Below are 16692 nucleotides of genomic sequence, written 5' to 3'. Positions count from 1 at the left end.
GGTGCGTCAGTTCTTCAGCGCCGCCCGCATCATGGCCTTGGCCACCGGCGCCGCCAGGCCGTTGCCGCTGACCTCGGACCTCGCCGCGTCGGACTGCTCGACGATGACCGCCACGGCGACCTCCTTGCCGTTCGAGTCGGACTTCGCGTACGACGTGAACCAGGCGTACGGCGTCTTGCTGTTCTTCTCGCCGTGCTGGGCCGTACCCGTCTTGCCGCCCACGGTCGCGCCGGAGATCTTCGCGTTCGTGCCCGTGCCCTTGGTGACGACCGTCTGCATCGCGGACTGGAGCTGCTCGGCGGTCGTCGAGCTGACGATCTCCTTGGTTTCGGTGCTGTCGTCGTAGTTCTTCACCACGTTGCCGCTCGCGTCACTGGTCTGCGACACCATGTGCGGTGAGACCAGCTTGCCGCCGTTGGCGATGGCGGCCGACACCATGGCCATCTGCAGCGGGGTCGCCGTGACGTCGAACTGACCGATACCGGTCAGCGCCGTGGACGACTTGTCCATGTTCGAGGGGTAGACGCTCGGGTACGCCCGCACCGGCACGTCCTGCGAGCTGTCGTTGAAGCCGAACTTCTCCGCCATCGCCTTGACCTTGTCCTGCCCGAGGTCGACGGCCATCTTCGCGAAGACGTTGTTGCACGAGTACTGCAGCGCCACCCGGATCGAGGCGTTCTTGCAGGGCGCGGAGGCGCTCTCGTTCGACAGGTCGGTACTCGTGTTCGGCAGCGTGTACGGGTTCGGGCTGTCCGTGCCGGTGTCCACGTTCTTGTACAGCCCGTCCTCCAGCGCCGCCGCCGCGACCACCAGCTTGAACGTCGACCCAGGGGGCAGCGGCTGGCGCAGCGCCCGGTTGGTCATCGGCTTGTCCGCGTCCTGCGTCAGCTTCGTCCAGGCGGCGGAGTCACCGGCGCTGAGCTGTGTGGGGTCGTACGACGGAGTGGAGACCACCGCGAGGATCTTGCCGTTCGTCGGGTCGATCGCGACGGCCGCGCCCTTCTTGGCGCCGAGCGCCGCGTACGCCGCCTTCTGCACGTCCGGGTCGATGGTCGTGACCACGTCACCAGGGCTGGAGCGCTTGTTGGTGATCGTGTCGAGGGGGTTCTTCAGCTGGTTGTCCGTACCGTCGAGCAGGCCCTTGAAGACGCCCTCCAGTTGGGTCGCCCCGAACACCTGGGAGCTGTAGCCCGTGACCGCCGCGTACAGACTGCCGTCCGTGTACGTCCGCTTGTACTTGAGGTCGCTGCCCTTCGTCTGCGCGGAGCCGGTGATCGCCCGGCCGGCCACGATGATGTTCCCGAGCGGGTTCGCGTACTGCTCGATCGCGTTCCGTCGGTTGTTCTTGTTGTCCGCGAGTGCCTTGCCGTCGTAGAACTGCACCCAGGTCGCCCTGACCAGCAGGGAGAGCACGAGCAGCAGAGTGAAGACGGCGGCACGCCTGATCGTCTTGTTCATCCCGCTCAGAAGGACGAGCGGAAGGGAGCGAATCGTTCCCTTCCGCCCTCATTTCTCATGCGCTGTTCATGAAGTCCGGCTCGTATGAAGTCCGGCTCAGCCCTTGAAGTCCGGCTCAGCCCTCCAGGGTGAGCACGACCTCGTCCGTGTCCTCGCCGCGCGCGTGCGCGTACCCCCGGGCGTTCGCGGTGACCCGGAACCCGCACTTCTCCAGAACCCGCCGTGACCCCGCGTTGTCGGCCGCCGCCCGCGCGTGCAGCGGGCGTTCGGGCACCTCGGCCAGCAGGTCCCGCAGCGCGGCCGTCGCGATGCCCCGGCCCCAGTACGCCCGGTCGATCCAGTAGGTGACCTCGCGCTCGCCGGGCTCCCCGTACACCGCGGCGCTGCCCACGACATCGCCGTCCGCGAGGATCGTGCGCGGCACCACGTCGGACGAGGCGCGGATGCGCTTCCAGTGGGCGTCGAAGGCGTCCCGGTCGGTCGGGTCCTCGGCGGTGAAGGCCGCCATTCGCAGGGACTCGGGGTCGTTCATCAACCGGAAGAAGACCGGCAGATCACTGTCGTGCACCGGGCGGAGCGAGACCTCCATCGTCAGAGCCTCCGGGTGGCGAGGGTCAGCCGATCGCGGGCGTCGAACAGGGCGTCCTTGACCATCTGTTCGTGCGCGGGGGTGAGCCGGGCCACCGGGACCGAGCAGCTGATCGCGTCCCGGGCGGGGGTGCGGTAGGGGATCGCGACGCCGAAGCAGCGCAGCCCCAGCGTGTTCTCCTCACGGTCCACGGCGAAGCCCTGCTCCCGGACCTGGTGCAGCTCCTCGATGAGCTTCTCCCGGTCGGTGATCGTGTGCTCGGTCAGCGCGGGGAGCGTCTCGGGCAGCATCTTGCGGACCTGCTCGTCGGTGTGGGTGGCGAGCAGCGCCTTGCCGAGCGAGGTCGAGTGCGCGGGGAGCCGGCGGCCCACCCGGGTGAAGGGGCGCAGGTAGTGCTGCGACTGGCGGGTGGCCAGGTACACGACGTTCGTGCCGTCCAGGCGCGCCAGGTGGATGGTCTCCGTGGTGTCGTCGGAGAGCCGGTCCAGGGTCGGGCGGGCCGCGGCGACCACCTCGTCGCCGTCGATGTACGAGGTGCCGACCAGCAGCGCCCGTACGCCGATGCCGTACCGCGTGCCCGTCGCGTCCGTCTCGACCCAGCCGAGCTCGACGAGGGTGCGCAGCAACATGTAGAGGCTGGATTTCGGATAACCGACGGCCTCCTGGACCGCGGCCAGGGAGTGCATACCGGGCCGGCCCGCGAAGTACTCGAGCAATTCCACGGTCCGTACCGCGGACTTGACCTGCGCTCCGCCGCCTGTCTCGCCTGCCGACATCGCCCTTGACCCCCTCGTTCGACGGGAAATAGTCTCCGCATCATATTCACCATCAGAGACAGCGTTCAGTATATCGAACACCGCTGGTGGGTGAGACAAGAACTGCGGCATTACATCTGGAGGGACCCGCGGTGGCAGCAGCACCAGTCTGGAGTGTCGACCCCCGTACCGGGAAGCAGCGCGAGCAGGTTGCGGTGGAGGCCACGGCCCAGGAGGTCGACGAGGCCGTCCGCGCCGCGCACGCCGCCCGGGGAGCCCTCGTCGACCGCACCGTGCGCGCGTCCTTCCTGAGGACCGCCGCGGACCTGCTCGAAGCGGCCAAGGAGCAGCTCGTCGAGGCCGCCGACGCGGAGACCGCGCTCGGCCCGGTCCGGCTCACCGGCGAACTCGCCCGCACCTGCTACCAGCTGCGTGCCTTCGGCGGCATCGTCGACGAGGGCGCGTTCCTCGACGTCGTCATCAACCACCCCGACGACACGGCGACCCCGCCGATCCCGGACCTGCGCCGCTACAAGGTGCCGTTGGGTGTCGTCGCCGTCTACTCCGCCTCCAACTTCCCCTTCGCCTTCTCCGTCGCCGGCGGCGACACCGCGAGCGCGCTGGCGGCCGGCTGCCCGGTCGTGGTCAAGGCCCACCCCGACCACCCGGCGCTCTCCGAGCTGGTCGCGGCCGTACTGCGCCGGGCCGCCGCCCGGCACGACATCCCGGGCGGTGTCGTCGGCCTCGTGCACGGCTTCGAGGCGGGTGTCGAACTCGTCAAGCACCCGCTGGTCGCGGCGGCCGGGTTCACCGGCTCCGTCCGCGGCGGCCGTGCCCTGTTCGACGCGGCGGCCGCGCGCCCCGTGCCGATCCCCTTCCACGGCGAGCTGGGCTCCCTCAACCCCGTCGTGATCACCGAGGCCGCGGCGGCCGAGCGCGCCGAGGCGATCGGCGCCGGGCTCGCGGGCTCGATGACGCTGGGCGTCGGCCAGTTCTGCGTGAAGCCGGGCCTGGTCCTGGCGCCCGCGGGCGCGGCGGGCGACCGCCTGGTGAAGTCCCTGACCGACGCCGTCAGCGACACCGACGCGGGCGTTCTCCTGGACCACCGCATGCGCGACAACTTCATCGCGGGTGTCGCCGAGCGCGCCGGGCTCCCCGGCGTCGAGTCCCCGGTGACCCCGGGCTCGGGCGGCGAGCACACGGTGAGCCCCGGCTTCCTGACCGTGCCCGCGCAGAAGCTCGTCACCGAGGGTGAGCACGACCTGCTCCTGGAGGAGTGCTTCGGCCCGCTCACGGTCGTCGCCCGCTACGAGGACGAGTCCGAGGCCAGCGCGGTCCTCTCGCGCCTTCCCGGCAACCTCACCGCCACCGTGCAGTTGTCGACGGAGGAGGCGGCGGGCGAAGGCCGCGGCGCGGAGATCCTCGCCGAGCTGACGCCGCTCGCCGGGCGCGTCCTGGTCAACGGCTGGCCCACCGGTGTCGCCGTCGCCCCCGCCCAGCACCACGGCGGTCCCTACCCGGCGACGACGTCGACCTCGACGTCGGTCGGCGGTACGGCGATCGAGCGCTGGCTGCGGCCGGTGGCGTACCAGAACGCGCCGGAGGCGCTGCTGCCGCCGGAGCTGCGGGACGACAACCCGCTGGGGCTGCCGCGACGCTACGACGGTCACCTGGAGCGGTAGCGCTCCGCGGGTAGCGCCGTCGGGGTTGTGGTCGTTCGCGGGCTGCGGGGCCGTTGTGGCTGGTCGCGCAGTTCCCCGCGCCCCTTCGGGGGCGCGGTACTTGGCCTGAGAGTATGGGTGAATGGACGTCGAACTTCCCGAACTTCCCTTCCCCCTCCGTACCTACGGGCCTGACGGGCACTGGTCGCACGAGGACGGGATACTCACCGGCTGGGCCGGCCCCCGCCAGGACCGTTTCGTACCGCCCACCGACGAGGCACTGGACCCGGCCTCCGACGCGCCCCGTCTCCTCGGGGCGCCGGAGGGGGACTTCCAGCTGATCGCCCGCGTCACGGTCGGCTTCGGCGCGGCCTTCGACGCGGGGGTCCTCTACGTCCATGTGGGGGAGCGGGCCTGGGCGAAGCTCTGCCTGGAGTACTCCCCGGACGTGCCCACCGTCTGCACGGTGGTCACCCGGGGGCACTCCGACGACGCCAACTCCTTCACCGTGGACGGCAGTTCCGTCTGGCTGCGGATCAGCCGCACGGGTCGGGCCTTCGCCTTCCACGCCTCCCGCGACGGCAAGCGCTGGACGTTCATCCGGCTCTTCACCCTGGGTGAGGAGAAGGAGACGTCCGCCGCGCTCGTCGGCTTCATGACGCAGTCGCCGATGGGGGAGGGGTGCGTGGTGACGTACGACGGCATCGAGTTCCGCCCGAACTGGCCCAAGGACCTGAGAGACGGCAGCTGACCGTGGGTGGGGGGTCGGCCGCGGGGTGGGAACCGTGGCCCCCCTCCACCACGTCCTCCGCTGCATGATCAGCACACCCGGCACCACGGGCCCCCTCGTCATCAGAACCGCCCTGCCCAGCGAGGCCGCCGCCATCACCGAGCTGCACCTCCGCGCCCGCTCCACGTACTACCCGGACGGCCTGCCCTTCGGCGACGTGGACTGGGTCGCCGCGTGGCGGGGCAGCATCGAGCGCCCCGAGGCCCATGTCCTCTGCGCGGTGCGTGACGGACACCTGGTGGGCATCGCCTCCTTCCGGACGGCCGACGACGCGCCCGCCGACACCGTGAAGCTCTTCCAGTTCCACGTCGATCCCGACTGCTGGCGCCAGGGCATCGGCCGGGCACTGCACTCGGCCTGTCTCGAACAGTGGCGGGCCGACGGCAAGCACACCGCCACTCTCGACGTGCACGTCGACAACGCCCGCGCCCAGGCCTTCTACGCCCGCCAGGGCTGGGTCCCGGACCCGGAGAACCCGCCCGCCGAAGGCGATCACCACCTCTTCCTGCGCTACGCCGTCACCGGGGAATGAAACCGGCCGTTTGAACGTTCACATACTCCTGCCCCCGGAGGGGCCCGTATTCGTACGACCTGGAGAGAGCCGAAGACATGCGCGTCGAGATCTGGTCGGATATCGCCTGTCCCTGGTGCTACGTGGGCAAGGCCCGCTTCGAGAAGGCGCTGGACGCCTTCCCGCACCGTGACGAGGTCGAGGTCGTGCACCGCTCCTTCGAGCTGGACCCCGGTCGCGCCAAGGGCGACATCCAGCCCGTGCTCAAGATGCTGACCAAGAAGTACGGCATGAGCGAGGCACAGGCGCAGGCCGGCGAGGAGAACCTGGGCGCCCAGGCCGCCGCCGAGGGCCTGGCCTACCGCACCCGGGACCGCGACCACGGCAACACCTTCGACATGCACCGCCTCCTCCACTTCGCCAAGGAGCGGGGCCGCCAGGACGAACTGATCGGCCTGCTGTACAAGGCGAACTTCGCCGAGGAGCGGACCGTCTTCAACGACGACGAGCGGCTCGTCGAGCTGGCCGTCGCCGCCGGGCTCGACGCCGACGCGTCCCGCGAGGTGCTGGCCGACCCGAAGGCGTACGCCGACGAGGTGCGCGCCGACGAGCGCGAGGCCGCCGAGCTCGGCGCGAACGGCGTGCCGTTCTTCGTCCTGGACCGCAAGTACGGTGTCTCCGGCGCCCAGCCCGCCGAGGTCTTCGCGCAGGCCCTGACCCAGGCGTGGGGCGAACGCCCGCCGCTGAAGCTGATCCAGGACGGTGCCGCCGACGCGGAGGCCTGCGGCCCGGACGGATGCGCCGTACCGCAGCCGTAAGCCCGTCCGGCACGGTGGTGAAAGCGCAGGTCGGGGCGGACGTATAAGCAGTCCTTACCGGAACCACGCAAAATTCCGTAATGGACGAGAGGTGCTCGGGGCCGCACAGTGGTCCCATGGAGACCTTCGAGAGCCTCGTACGAGCCGAGTTCGCCCCGAAGAACACCTATCTGAACACCGCGAGCTGCGGACTCCTGCCGGCGCGCACGGTCGAGGCCATGCGCGTCGCCGTCGAGTCCGTCGCCGACGGACGGCCGTCCGACATGTTCGACGACGTGGAGGCCGCCCGCGCCGCCTTCGCCCGGCTGGCCGGGGTCCCCGCGGGCCGGGTGGCGGCCGGGGCCTCGGTCGCCGTCTACAGCGGACTGATCGCCGCCTCGCTGCCGCCGGGCGCCGAAGTCCTCACCGCGGAGGACGACTTCAGCTCCGTCGTGAACCCCTTCCACGTCCGTGGCGACCTCAAGCTGCGCGCCGTACCGCTGGAGCGGATCGCCGAGTCCGTACGTCCGGGCACCGCGCTCGTCGCGGTCAGCGCCGCGCAGTCCGCGGACGGGCGGATCGCCGATCTGGCGGGCATCGCCCGGGCCGCGCGCGAGCACGGGGCGCGTACGTACGTCGACGTCTCCCAGGCCGCCGGCTGGCTGCCGATCCAGGCCGACGCGTACGACTTCGTCTCCTCGGTCGCCTTCAAGTGGCTCGTCTGCCCTCGGGGCGTGGCCTTCCTGGTCGTTCCGGAGGACCTCGGCGGGCTGACTCCCGTGTTCGCCGGCTGGGTCGCGGGTGAGGCGCCCTGGGACAGCTGCTACGGCCCGGTGGCGGAACTCGCCCACTCGGCGCGGCGGTTCGACGAGAGCCCCAGCCTCTTCTCGTACGCGGGCGCCCGGCACTCGCTGGAGCTCTTCGAGGAGCTGGGCGTGGCGAACGTACGCGCCCACGACCTCGCCCTCGCCGACCGTTTCCGCGCCGGGCTCCAGGGACTCGGCCAGACGCCGGTTTCCGCCCCCGGCTCGCCGATCGTGTCCGTGCCCGGACTCGGCCGGCGGCAGCAGGAGCTGAGCGAGGCCGGGGTCGAGGTGTCCGACCGGGCGGGCAACCTGCGCGCGGCCTTCCACCTGTACAACACCCCCGCCGACGTCGACCGACTGCTGGACGTCCTGTCCGGCTGACCCCGGCGGGGGGCTGCTCCTTCACGCCCGCGGCCACGTCACGCGTGCGGCCACGTCACGCTCGCGGTCACTGCACGGGCGTGAAATCACGGGCGCCGATGAACTCGGGCCTGCGGACCGGCGCCGCGAACGGCTCCACCGCCGCGTTCTCCACGCTGTTGAACACGATGAAGACGTTGCTGCGCGGGAACGGGGTGATGTTGTCCCCGGAGCCGTGCATGCAGTTGCAGTCGAACCAGGTCGCCGAACCGGCCCGGCCCGTGAAGAGCTTGATGCCGTGCCGGTCGGCGAAGCGGGTCAGCGCCTCGTCGGACGGGGTGCCCGCGTCCTGCATCTGGAGCGACTTCTTGTAGTTGTCCCGCGGGGTGGCCCCCGCACAGCCGAGGAACGTCTTGTGCGACCCCGGCATGATCATGAGGCCGCCGTTGGTGTCGTGGTTCTCGGTCAGCGCGATCGACACGGACACGGTCCGCATGTTCGCCAGCCCGTCCTCGGCGTGCCAGGTCTCGAAGTCCGAGTGCCAGTAGAACCCGCTGGCCCCGAAGCCCGGCTTGACGTTGATCCGCGACTGGTGGACGTAGACGTCCGAGCCGAGGATCTGCCGGGCCCGCCCGACGACCCGCTCGTCGCGTACGAGCGCGGCGAAGACCTCGCTGATCCGGTGCACCTCGAAGACGGACCTGATCTCCTGAGTGGCGGGCTCGACGATCGAGCGCTCGTCGGCGCGGATCGCCGGATCGGTGACCAGCCGCTCCAACTCGGCCCGGTAGAGGGCGACGTCGTCCTCGCCGATCAGCTCCTCGATCGCGAGGAAGCCGTCACGCTCGTACGCCTGGAGGTCGGGCACGGAGAACGGCCCCGGCGTGCCGGGCGTGCCCCAGACGACCGGGTCCTGGCGGGGGACGGACACCTCGGTGGCGCCGCGGCTGGGGTAGAGATCGGTGACGGTGGTCGTGCTGGTCGTGGTGGTCGTGGTCATGGGGCTTCAGACCTCCTCGGGTTCGGTGAGCAGCGGGTAGACGCCGTTCTCGTCGTGGTCCTCCCGTCCCGTGACGGGCGGATTGAAGACGCAGACGCACCGGAAGTCGGTCTTGGGGCGCATGGTGTGGCGCTCGTGGCCGTCGAGCAGGTACATCGTGCCCGGCGTGATCCAGTGCGTCTCACCGGTCTCGTCGTTGGTCAGCTCGGCCTCGCCCGCCACGCAGAGCACGGCCTCGATGTGGTTCGCGTACCACATGGACGTCTCCGTACCCGCGTACAGGACCGTCTCGTGGAGGGAGAAGCCCACCTTCTCCTTGGCGAGGACGATGCGCTTGCTCTCCCAGGTACCCGTCGCGGCCTTCACATGCCGGTCGGTGCCCTCGATGTCCTTGAACGAACGGACTATCACGGTGGTGCCGTGCCTTTCTGTCAGATCTGTCAGATGTCTGCCGGACGTCTGTGGACGTCGGTCAGACGGTTTCGCGTACGGCGCGGGCGACGGTGCGCAGGCCCTCGTCGAGCTCGTCGGGGGTGATGGTGAGCGCGGGGAGGAGTTTCACGACCTCGCTCTCCGGGCCTGAGGTCTCGATGAGCAGCCCGAGTTCGAAGGCGCGCTGCGCGACGCGCCCCGCACGCTCCTTCTCGTGGAACTCGAGGCCCCAGACGAGACCGCGTCCCCGGTACTCCTTCACGTCGGCGAGGTTCTCCTCGGTGACGGAGATCAGGGCCTGCTCGATCTGCTCCCCGCGGGCACGGGTCTGCTTCTCCATGGCGGACCCGTCGGACCAGTACGTCTCCAGGGCCGCGGCGGCGGTGACGAACGCGGGGTTGTTGCCGCGGAACGTGCCGTTGTGCTCGCCCGGCTCCCAGACGTCCAGTTCGGGCTTGAACAGGCACAGGGACATGGGCAGCCCGTACCCGCTGATGGACTTGGACACGGTCACGATGTCGGGCACGATCCCCGCCTCCTCGAAGGAGAAGAACGCTCCCGTCCGCCCGCAGCCCATCTGAATGTCGTCGACGATGAGCAGCATGTCGCGCCGCCGGCACAGGTCGGCGAGGGCGCGCAGCCACTCGGGCCGGGCGACGTTGATGCCGCCCTCGCCCTGCACGGTCTCGACGATGACCGCGGCGGGCTGGTTGAGCCCCGACCCCTGGTCCTCGAGCAGCCGCTCGAACCAGAGGAAGTCCGGCACCTGGCCGTCGAAGTAGTGGTCGAACGGCATCGGGGTCCCGTGCACGAGCGGAATCCCGGCACCGGCCCGCTTGAAGGCGTTCCCGGTCACGGCCAGCGAGCCCAGCGACATCCCGTGGAAGGCGTTGGTGAAGGACACGATCGCCTCGCGCCCCTTCACCTTCCGCGCCAGCTTCAGCGCGGACTCGACGGCGTTGGTGCCTGTCGGCCCCGGGAACATGACCTTGTACGGCAGGTCGCGCGGCCGTAGGACGAGATTCTGGAAGGCCTCCAGGAAGGCGCGCTTGGCGGTCGTCGACATGTCGAGACCGTGGGTGACGCCGTCGCGCTCCAGGTAGTCGATGAGGGCCCGTTTGAGTACAGGGTTGTTGTGCCCGTAGTTGAGGGACCCCGCGCCGGCGAAGAAGTCGAGGTACTCGTGCCCGTCCTCGTCGAACATCCGGCTGCCCCGAGCCCGGTCGAAGACGGTGGGCCAGCTGCGGCAGTAGCTGCGCACCTCCGACTCCAGGGTCTCGAAGACGCTCAGGTCGGGCTGGATGATGGTCACGGCGAATCGCTCCTCGGTGCGTGGGGGGAGGGGGAGAAGGCAGGGGGAAGCCAGGGGGTGTCCGGGTCGGCCGGGGGCCGGCGCGGGGTCAGCCGGGGAGCGGACCGATCCGGTAGAGCACTTCGGGGTCGTGCGGTCCGTCCGGGAACTGCCCGGCCTCGAACAGCACTTCGTGCTCGACGCGCGCGCCGTGGCGTCGCGCGTACGAGGTGAAAAGGCGCTCGGAGGCGGTGTTGCCGGGCGTGATCGTGGTCTCGACGGCGGTGATCGTCCGCTGTTCCGCGACCCGCGCGGTCAGCCCGTCGAGCAGGGCCGCGGCCAGTCCGCGTCCGCGGTGGGCGGCGTCGACGGCCACCTGCCACACGAGCAGGGTGCCCGGACGCTCGGGCCGGACGTACCCGGTGACGAAGCCGACGGGCACACCGTCCGCGTCGCGCGCCACCGCCGACGTGCCGGCGAAGTCACGACACCACAGCAGATAGCTGTACGAGGAGTTCAGGTCGAGGGTTCCGGAGTCCTTGGCGATATGCCAGAGCGCGGCTCCGTCCGCCACCTTCGGACGGTCGATCCGAAGGCCCTCCGGCATTTCCAGGAATTCCGCTTGCAGGTCTGCTCGTGCGGCGGTCATGCGGATTGAATTTACCGAGGGAAATCTCAAATTGCATCGTCGTCCGGGGTTACGTACGACGCGCCGTTGTGTTATCACGCGCCCGTGAGAGCGGGGTGCTGCGAGTGGTATAAGGGGACGGTTTGCCCGGAAAATAGGGGAGGAAGTGGACGCAGTGTGGAGTGCGTCACAGACACGTAATCACCACGAGACGTGCCCGAATTACGTCGGTTGGCGTTCGCGAAATCTTTGCGTTTAGGGACCGGGAAAGCGGGCAGAAGAATACGGGAAGCTAATCTTCGAGTTAATGCAAGAATAAGCATGGTGAGTGCCATGGTGAGCGCCTCTTCAATTGATGCGCGATTAAGCCCCGGTAACTCCGTGGGGAGAACACGCCGGGGCTCCGCCCCGGATCCCGGTGTGTTCTTCGGGTGCGGGTGGGTGGGGGCTGGTCGCGCAGTTCCCCGCGCCCCTAAAAGCCCCCAGCTCGTCCGGCGCGCGAGGACGAGGCCGATGGGGCGCCGGGGCGCAGCCCCGCGCCCCAGGGGCGCGGGGAACTGCGCGCCAAGCCCCCACCCACCCGCACCCGACACACCCGCCCGTGACGTACGGCTAGGACCACGCCTTCGTCGTCGCGCGGCGTGCCGCTTCCAGGTCGATCGTGAGACCGGACTCGGCCATCGCCGCCCCCAGCGCCGCGAGGCAGGAGTGCACGACCCCCGGCGTCGCATCGGGGCCGTAGTGGTTCACCCGGATCATCTCCTTCGCCAGCGCACCCCCACCCGCGACCAACGGCAACGCCGGATCCGCGGCCAACGCCCTCGCGACCAGCACCCCCGCATCGACCCCGGACGGCGCCCGCAACGTCGTGGCGACCGGCGCGGCGTCCCCCGCCTCGTACACATACGGCTCCAGCCCGCCACCGAGAGCGACCGCCCCCGCCCGCGTGGCCGCCCCCGCCAGGGCATGGCGGCGCATCACCGCGTCGAGCCCCTCCGCCTCGATCCGCTCGACACACGCCTCCAACGCCAGCATCTCCAGCTGCGCCGGCGCGTGCAGCAGCGCCTTGCGCCCGCCGTCGACCCACCGCTCCTTCCAGTCCAGCAGGGAGAGGTAGGACCGACGCGGCGCCCCCGGATTGGCGGCCATCCGCGCCCACGCCCGCTCGCTCACGGACACGGCCGACACCCCGGCCGGCCCGCCCATCGCCTTCTGTGCCCCGATCACGCACAGGTCGACCCCCCACGCGTCCGGCAGCACCGGCTCCGCGCCGATCGAGGCGACGGCGTCGAGGTAGAACAGCGCGCCGTGCGCACGCACGACCTTGCCGATCTCCGCGACGGGGTTCGTGTTGCCCGTCGCCGCCTCCGCGTGCACCAGCGAGACGAAGTCGATCTCCGGATGCTCGGCGAAGGCGTCACGCACCTGTGCGGCCGTCACCGCCGTGTGGAACGGCACCGCGAGGTCGATCACCGTCGCGCCGCAGTCCCGCAGCCAGTCCCCGAAGGTCTGCCCGTACGGCCCGGTGATCACGTTGAGCGCGGTGGTGCCGGGCCCGGCCGCGGCGCGAATGGCACCCTCCAGGGGCAGCAGCGCCTCGCCCTGCATGATCACGACGTCCTGCTCGGTGGAGAGCAGCCGCGCCACGCGGTCCTCGATCGCCGCGAAGTGTGCGGCGCTCAGCGGGGCGAGGTCCAGGAAGGGATGGGTCACGGCGGTGCTCTCTTCGCTCACAGGTTCCAATGCGCAGCCCCGAGCGTATCCGGGCGCCCTTGTCACGCCCGCGGCGATCCTCGGTCGTACGAGCGGACACCCCCAGGTCGTACGACCGGACGGCCGCACGAGGCATGACTTCTGAGGCCGAACGGCGCAACAGCCATCGGATTGGTTTGAGCGAGCCAAACCTTTCCTTATAATCGGAATCCTCCATTCCCCCCACAGGAGGTCTCCGTGAACTCGGTCCTCGGACGCCGGACGCGCATTCTGGCCGCCACCACCGCCACGGCCGGGCTGCTGCTCGTGGCCGGCTGTTCCTCGGGCGGCGGAGGGGGCCAGAGCAGTGCCAAGGGCGTTCCCCTGGTCAAGGCGGGCCAGGTCACGACCTGTACCCACCTCCCGTATCCGCCGTTCCAGTCGGAGATCAACGGCAAGGTGCAGGGCTTCGACGTCGCGCTGATCGACCTGGTCGCGGGGGACCTCGGCGTGAAGCAGGCCATCGTCGACACGCCCTTCGAGAACTTCAAGACGGGCGCGTTCCTCAACTCCGGCCAGTGCGACCTCGCCGCGGCCGGCATGACGATCACCCCGGAGCGCAAGAAGAACGTCGACTTCTCCGACCCGTACTTCGACGCCACCCAGGCCGTCCTGGTCGACAAGAAGAGCGGCGTCAACTCCCTCGCCGACGTGAAGGCCAAGGGCAAGAAGCTCGGCGCCCAGGCGCAGACCACGGGCGAGGAGTACGCGGCGAAGCAGGGCTTCGACTCGGTCTCCTTCGAGTCCTCCGACGCGGTCCTGAACGGCCTGCGCACCGGCCAGGTCCAGGCCGTCATCATCGACTACCCGGTCGTCCAGGGCTGGCTGAAGGACAAGGCGAACGCCGACGCCTTCAAGGTGGTCGACAACCTCAACACCGGTGAGCAGTACGGCTTCACGGTCAAGAAGGGCAACACCAAGCTCCTCGCCGAGATCAACAGGGCGATCAAGCAGGCCAAGGCCGACGGTACGTACAAGAAGCTCTACGAGAAGTGGATCGGCCCGTACCCCGCGTCCGCGGCCACCGCCTCGCCGTCCGCCTCATGAGTGATGCCGACGCACGGCTCCAGCCCCGAAAGTCCGGCCTGACCCGGCGCCAGAAGCGCGCCCTCTCGCGCGGCGCGCAGTACGTCGTCTTCGTCGCCGCCGTGATCGCCTTCGCGGTCACGGCGGACTGGGGACGTCTGAAGAACCAGTTCGCGCAGTGGGACCTGGTCAAGCAGATGTTCCCGGACGTCATCACACTGGCGCTGAAGAACACCGTGCTCTACACGATGTCCGGCTTCGTCGTCGGTCTCGTGCTCGGCCTGGTCATCGCCCTGATGCGGCTGTCCCCGGTGGGCCCCTACCGCTGGCTCGCCGGCATCTACATCGAGATCTTCCGCGGCCTGCCCGCCCTGTTGATCTTCGTCTTCGTGGGTGTCGCCGTGCCCTTGGCGTTCCCGGGCACGCAGATCCCCGGCGGTACGTACGGCAAGGTGGCGCTCGCGCTCGGCCTGGTCTCGGCCGCGTACATGGCCGAGACGATCCGCGCGGGCATCCAGGCGGTGCCCAAGGGGCAGATGGAGGCGGCCCGTTCGCTGGGCTTCTCGCACGCGCGGGCCATGGTCTCGATCGTCATCCCGCAGGCGTTCCGCATCGTGATCCCGCCCCTCACCAACGAGCTCGTCCTCCTCTTCAAGGACTCCTCGCTGGTGCTGTTCCTCGGGGTCACCCTGGAGGAGCGCGAACTCACCAAGTTCGGGCGCGACCTGGCGAGCCAGACCGCCAACTCCACACCGATCCTGGTCGCGGGCCTGTGCTACCTGCTCGTCACCGTGCCACTCGGATTCGTCGTACGCCGCCTGGAGGCCAAGGCCGGGGAGGCCACCAAGTGACCAGCACCAGCAGCACCAGCACCAGCACTCCAGAGATCCACGTCCGGGACCTCCACAAGTCCTTCGGCGACAACGACGTCCTGCGCGGGATCGACCTGGAGATCGGACAGGGCGAGGTCGTCTGCGTCATCGGACCCTCCGGTTCCGGCAAGTCCACCCTGCTCCGCTGCGTGAACCTCCTGGAGGAACCCACCAAGGGGCAGGTCTTCGTCGGCGGTACCGAGGTCACGCACCCCGACGTCGACATCGACGCCGTACGCCGCCGGATCGGCATGGTCTTCCAGCAGTTCAACCTCTTCCCGCACCTGTCGGTGACCGAGAACCTCACGCTCCCGCAGCGCAGGGTGCTGAAGCGGGACAAGGAGGAGGCGGCCAAGGTCGCCGCCGAGAACCTGGAGCGGGTGGGCCTGTCCGAGAAGGCGGACGCCTACCCCTCCTCCCTCTCCGGCGGTCAGCAGCAGCGCGTCGCGATCGCCCGCGCGCTCGCCATGGGGCCCGAGGTGATGCTCTTCGACGAACCGACCTCGGCGCTCGACCCTGAGCTCGTCGGCGACGTGCTCGCCGTCATGCGCAGGCTCGCCCACGAGGGCATGACGATGATGGTCGTCACCCACGAGATGAGCTTCGCGCGCGAGGTCGCCGACCGGGTCGTCTTCATGGACGGTGGCGTGATCGTCGAGGACGGCGCCCCCGCGCAGGTCATCGGCAATCCGAGCCACGAGCGCACCCGGCACTTCCTGTCCCGGCTGCTGGACCCGGCGATGGCGGAGGTCGAGGAGGACAGCGCCCCGTAGGGGCGCGGGGCTGTGACCCTGAGCGGCTCCGCCGCGTGGGCGCGACCAGCCACGAACCACTCGCGGTGGCAGAACTAAGGTTCTCCCCATGAGCGATCAAGCGGTGCTGCATGTGAAAGGCAGGGTGCTCGTCGGCGCCGACGACGTGCGGGACGAGCTGTGGGTCGTCGGCGGCCGGATCTCGTACGAGCGCCCCGGTGCCCGTGACATCCGTACCGTCGAGGGCTGGGCCCTCCCCGGTCTCGTCGACGCGCACTGTCACGTCGGCCTCGACGCCCACGGGCCCGTCCCCGACGACGTCTCCGAGAAGCAGGCGCTCACCGACCGCGAGGCCGGCACCCTGCTCATCCGGGACGCGGGCTCGCCCTCCGACACCCGCTGGATCGACGACCGCGCCGACCTCCCGAAGATCATCCGCGCGGGCCGGCACATCGCCCGCACCCGCCGCTACATCCGCAACTACGCGCACGAGATCGAGCCGGAGGACCTGGTCGCGTACGTCGCCCAGGAGGCCCGGCGCGGCGACGGCTGGGTGAAGCTGGTCGGCGACTGGATCGACCGGGAGACGGGCGACCTCAGCGCCTGCTGGCCGCGCGAGGCCGCCGCGGCGGCGATCGCCGAGGCGCACCGCCTCGGCGCACGGGTGACCGCGCACTGCTTCGCGGAGGACTCGCTCAGGGACCTGGTCGAGGCGGGCATCGACTGCGTCGAGCACGCGACCGGCCTGACCGAGGAGACGATCCCCCTCTTCGCCTCCCGAGGGGTCGCGATCGTCCCCACGCTCGTCAACATCGCCACCTTCCCGCGGCTCGCCGCCGGCGGAGAGACGAAGTTCCCGCGCTGGTCGGCGCACATGCGGGCACTGCACGAACGCCGCTACGACACCGTGCGCGCCGCCTACGACGCCGGAGTACCGGTCTACGTCGGCACCGACGCGGGCGGTTCGCTGGCCCACGGTCTGGTGGCGGGCGAGGTCGCCGAACTCGTCACCGCGGGCATCCCGCCGGTCGAGGCGCTGTCCGCGACGGCCTGGGGCGCCCGGCGGTGGCTCGGGCGGCCGGGGCTCGACGAGGGCGCGCCCGCCGACCTCGTGGTGTACGAGGGGGATCCGCGCGCGGACGTACGGGTGCTGGCGGCTCCGCGCCGGGTCGTGCTGAACGGGCGGGTCGTCGGCTAGCGGCGGGGAGCAGA

General features: G+C 70.2%; 17 protein-coding genes. 9 read left to right on the top strand and 8 right to left on the bottom strand.

What is annotated here, in order from left to right; all coding sequences use genetic code 11:
• Positions 1-6: 6 nt before the first annotated feature.
• The 3 genes from FNV62_RS14975 to FNV62_RS14965 form a co-directional block, all read right to left on the bottom strand.
• The gene (locus tag FNV62_RS14975) at positions 7-1458 is read right to left on the bottom strand and encodes a peptidoglycan D,D-transpeptidase FtsI family protein (protein ID WP_143607736.1); all 1452 of its coding nucleotides are present in this window, start codon (positions 1456-1458) and stop codon (positions 7-9) included.
• Positions 1459-1573: 115 nt separating this feature from the next.
• Positions 1574-2047, bottom strand: coding sequence for a GNAT family N-acetyltransferase (locus FNV62_RS14970; protein ID WP_060902189.1), 474 nt, complete (start codon positions 2045-2047; stop codon positions 1574-1576).
• 2 nt (positions 2048-2049) lie between these two features.
• Positions 2050-2823 carry an IclR family transcriptional regulator gene (locus FNV62_RS14965; protein WP_028803360.1) on the bottom strand — a complete coding sequence of 258 codons (774 nt, stop codon included), beginning with the start codon at positions 2821-2823 and terminating at the stop codon, positions 2050-2052.
• Between the two features lie 131 nt (positions 2824-2954).
• Between FNV62_RS14965 and FNV62_RS14960 the strand changes: the two genes are divergently transcribed.
• The 5 genes from FNV62_RS14960 to FNV62_RS14940 all read left to right on the top strand — a co-directional run bounded on the left by FNV62_RS14960 (position 2955) and on the right by FNV62_RS14940 (position 7748).
• A complete protein-coding gene (locus tag FNV62_RS14960; protein ID WP_143601272.1) occupies positions 2955-4484 on the top strand; it encodes an aldehyde dehydrogenase (NADP(+)) in 1530 nt (509 codons plus the stop codon).
• Positions 4485-4605: 121 nt separating this feature from the next.
• Positions 4606-5214, top strand: coding sequence for a DUF1349 domain-containing protein (locus FNV62_RS14955; RefSeq protein ID WP_054232288.1), 609 nt, complete (start codon positions 4606-4608; stop codon positions 5212-5214).
• A gap of 64 nt (positions 5215-5278) precedes the next feature.
• Entirely contained in the window at positions 5279-5785 is a 507-nt protein-coding gene (locus tag FNV62_RS14950) for a GNAT family N-acetyltransferase (RefSeq protein ID WP_143601271.1), read from the top strand.
• A gap of 77 nt (positions 5786-5862) precedes the next feature.
• Positions 5863-6582, top strand: a complete 720-nt coding sequence (locus FNV62_RS14945; RefSeq protein ID WP_054232287.1) for a DsbA family oxidoreductase — start codon at positions 5863-5865, stop codon at positions 6580-6582.
• 116 nt (positions 6583-6698) lie between these two features.
• A complete protein-coding gene (locus tag FNV62_RS14940; protein ID WP_143601270.1) occupies positions 6699-7748 on the top strand; it encodes an aminotransferase class V-fold PLP-dependent enzyme in 1050 nt (349 codons plus the stop codon).
• A gap of 67 nt (positions 7749-7815) precedes the next feature.
• Here FNV62_RS14940 and thpD read toward each other — a convergent pair whose 3' ends face one another.
• From thpD to FNV62_RS14915, 5 genes are all read right to left on the bottom strand, one after another.
• Positions 7816-8727, bottom strand: coding sequence for an ectoine hydroxylase (gene thpD / locus FNV62_RS14935; RefSeq protein ID WP_143601269.1), 912 nt, complete (start codon positions 8725-8727; stop codon positions 7816-7818).
• Between the two features lie 6 nt (positions 8728-8733).
• A complete protein-coding gene (locus FNV62_RS14930; protein WP_054232284.1) occupies positions 8734-9138 on the bottom strand; it encodes an ectoine synthase in 405 nt (134 codons plus the stop codon).
• Positions 9139-9199: 61 nt separating this feature from the next.
• Positions 9200-10471, bottom strand: coding sequence for a diaminobutyrate--2-oxoglutarate transaminase (gene ectB / locus FNV62_RS14925; protein ID WP_097284147.1), 1272 nt, complete (start codon positions 10469-10471; stop codon positions 9200-9202).
• An 88-nt stretch (positions 10472-10559) separates the two neighbouring features.
• Positions 10560-11099: a diaminobutyrate acetyltransferase gene (gene ectA, locus FNV62_RS14920; protein ID WP_095855368.1), complete on the bottom strand. Its 540-nt coding sequence runs from the start codon at positions 11097-11099 to the stop codon at positions 10560-10562.
• 591 nt (positions 11100-11690) lie between these two features.
• Positions 11691-12791, bottom strand: coding sequence for a pyridoxal-phosphate-dependent aminotransferase family protein (locus tag FNV62_RS14915; protein WP_144316473.1), 1101 nt, complete (start codon positions 12789-12791; stop codon positions 11691-11693).
• Between the two features lie 237 nt (positions 12792-13028).
• Between FNV62_RS14915 and FNV62_RS14910 the strand changes: the two genes are divergently transcribed.
• The 4 genes from FNV62_RS14910 (at position 13029) to FNV62_RS14895 (ending at position 16678) form a co-directional block, all read left to right on the top strand.
• Positions 13029-13877 (top strand): transporter substrate-binding domain-containing protein, encoded by an 849-nt coding sequence (locus FNV62_RS14910; protein WP_054232281.1) that lies wholly within the window; start codon positions 13029-13031, stop codon positions 13875-13877.
• Positions 13874-14707, top strand: a complete 834-nt coding sequence (locus tag FNV62_RS14905; RefSeq protein ID WP_097288875.1) for an amino acid ABC transporter permease — start codon at positions 13874-13876, stop codon at positions 14705-14707. Before FNV62_RS14910 ends, FNV62_RS14905 begins: the two co-directional genes overlap by 4 nt.
• Positions 14704-15501: an amino acid ABC transporter ATP-binding protein gene (locus FNV62_RS14900; protein ID WP_054232280.1), complete on the top strand. Its 798-nt coding sequence runs from the start codon at positions 14704-14706 to the stop codon at positions 15499-15501. Before FNV62_RS14905 ends, FNV62_RS14900 begins: the two co-directional genes overlap by 4 nt.
• Before the next feature lie 88 nt (positions 15502-15589).
• Entirely contained in the window at positions 15590-16678 is a 1089-nt protein-coding gene (locus FNV62_RS14895; protein ID WP_054232279.1) for an amidohydrolase family protein, read from the top strand.
• The last annotated feature ends 14 nt before the right edge of the window (positions 16679-16692 follow it).

The organism is Streptomyces sp. RLB3-17 (genome assembly GCF_007113425.2).
GTDB classification, from domain to species: domain Bacteria; phylum Actinomycetota; class Actinomycetes; order Streptomycetales; family Streptomycetaceae; genus Streptomyces; species Streptomyces mirabilis_D.
The sequence above is the reverse complement of the archived record's forward strand: the minus strand, read 5'-3'. Positions and strand labels throughout refer to the sequence as shown.

Bases quoted from the DNA above. Each gene is read 5' to 3' on its own strand.
- FNV62_RS14975 (WP_143607736.1), bottom strand. From the start codon at position 1,458: ATGAACAAGACGATCAGGCGTGCCGCCGTCTTCACTCTGCTGCTCGTG.
- FNV62_RS14970 (WP_060902189.1), bottom strand. From the start codon at position 2,047: ATGGAGGTCTCGCTCCGCCCGGTGCACGACAGTGATCTGCCGGTCTTC.
- FNV62_RS14965 (WP_028803360.1), bottom strand. From the start codon at position 2,823: ATGTCGGCAGGCGAGACAGGCGGCGGAGCGCAGGTCAAGTCCGCGGTA.
- FNV62_RS14955 (WP_054232288.1), top strand. From the start codon at position 4,606: ATGGACGTCGAACTTCCCGAACTTCCCTTCCCCCTCCGTACCTACGGG.
- FNV62_RS14950 (WP_143601271.1), top strand. From the start codon at position 5,279: ATGATCAGCACACCCGGCACCACGGGCCCCCTCGTCATCAGAACCGCC.
- FNV62_RS14945 (WP_054232287.1), top strand. From the start codon at position 5,863: ATGCGCGTCGAGATCTGGTCGGATATCGCCTGTCCCTGGTGCTACGTG.
- FNV62_RS14940 (WP_143601270.1), top strand. From the start codon at position 6,699: ATGGAGACCTTCGAGAGCCTCGTACGAGCCGAGTTCGCCCCGAAGAAC.
- thpD (WP_143601269.1), bottom strand. From the start codon at position 8,727: ATGACCACGACCACCACGACCAGCACGACCACCGTCACCGATCTCTAC.
- ectA (WP_095855368.1), bottom strand. From the start codon at position 11,099: ATGACCGCCGCACGAGCAGACCTGCAAGCGGAATTCCTGGAAATGCCG.
- FNV62_RS14905 (WP_097288875.1), top strand. From the start codon at position 13,874: ATGAGTGATGCCGACGCACGGCTCCAGCCCCGAAAGTCCGGCCTGACC.
- FNV62_RS14895 (WP_054232279.1), top strand. From the start codon at position 15,590: ATGAGCGATCAAGCGGTGCTGCATGTGAAAGGCAGGGTGCTCGTCGGC.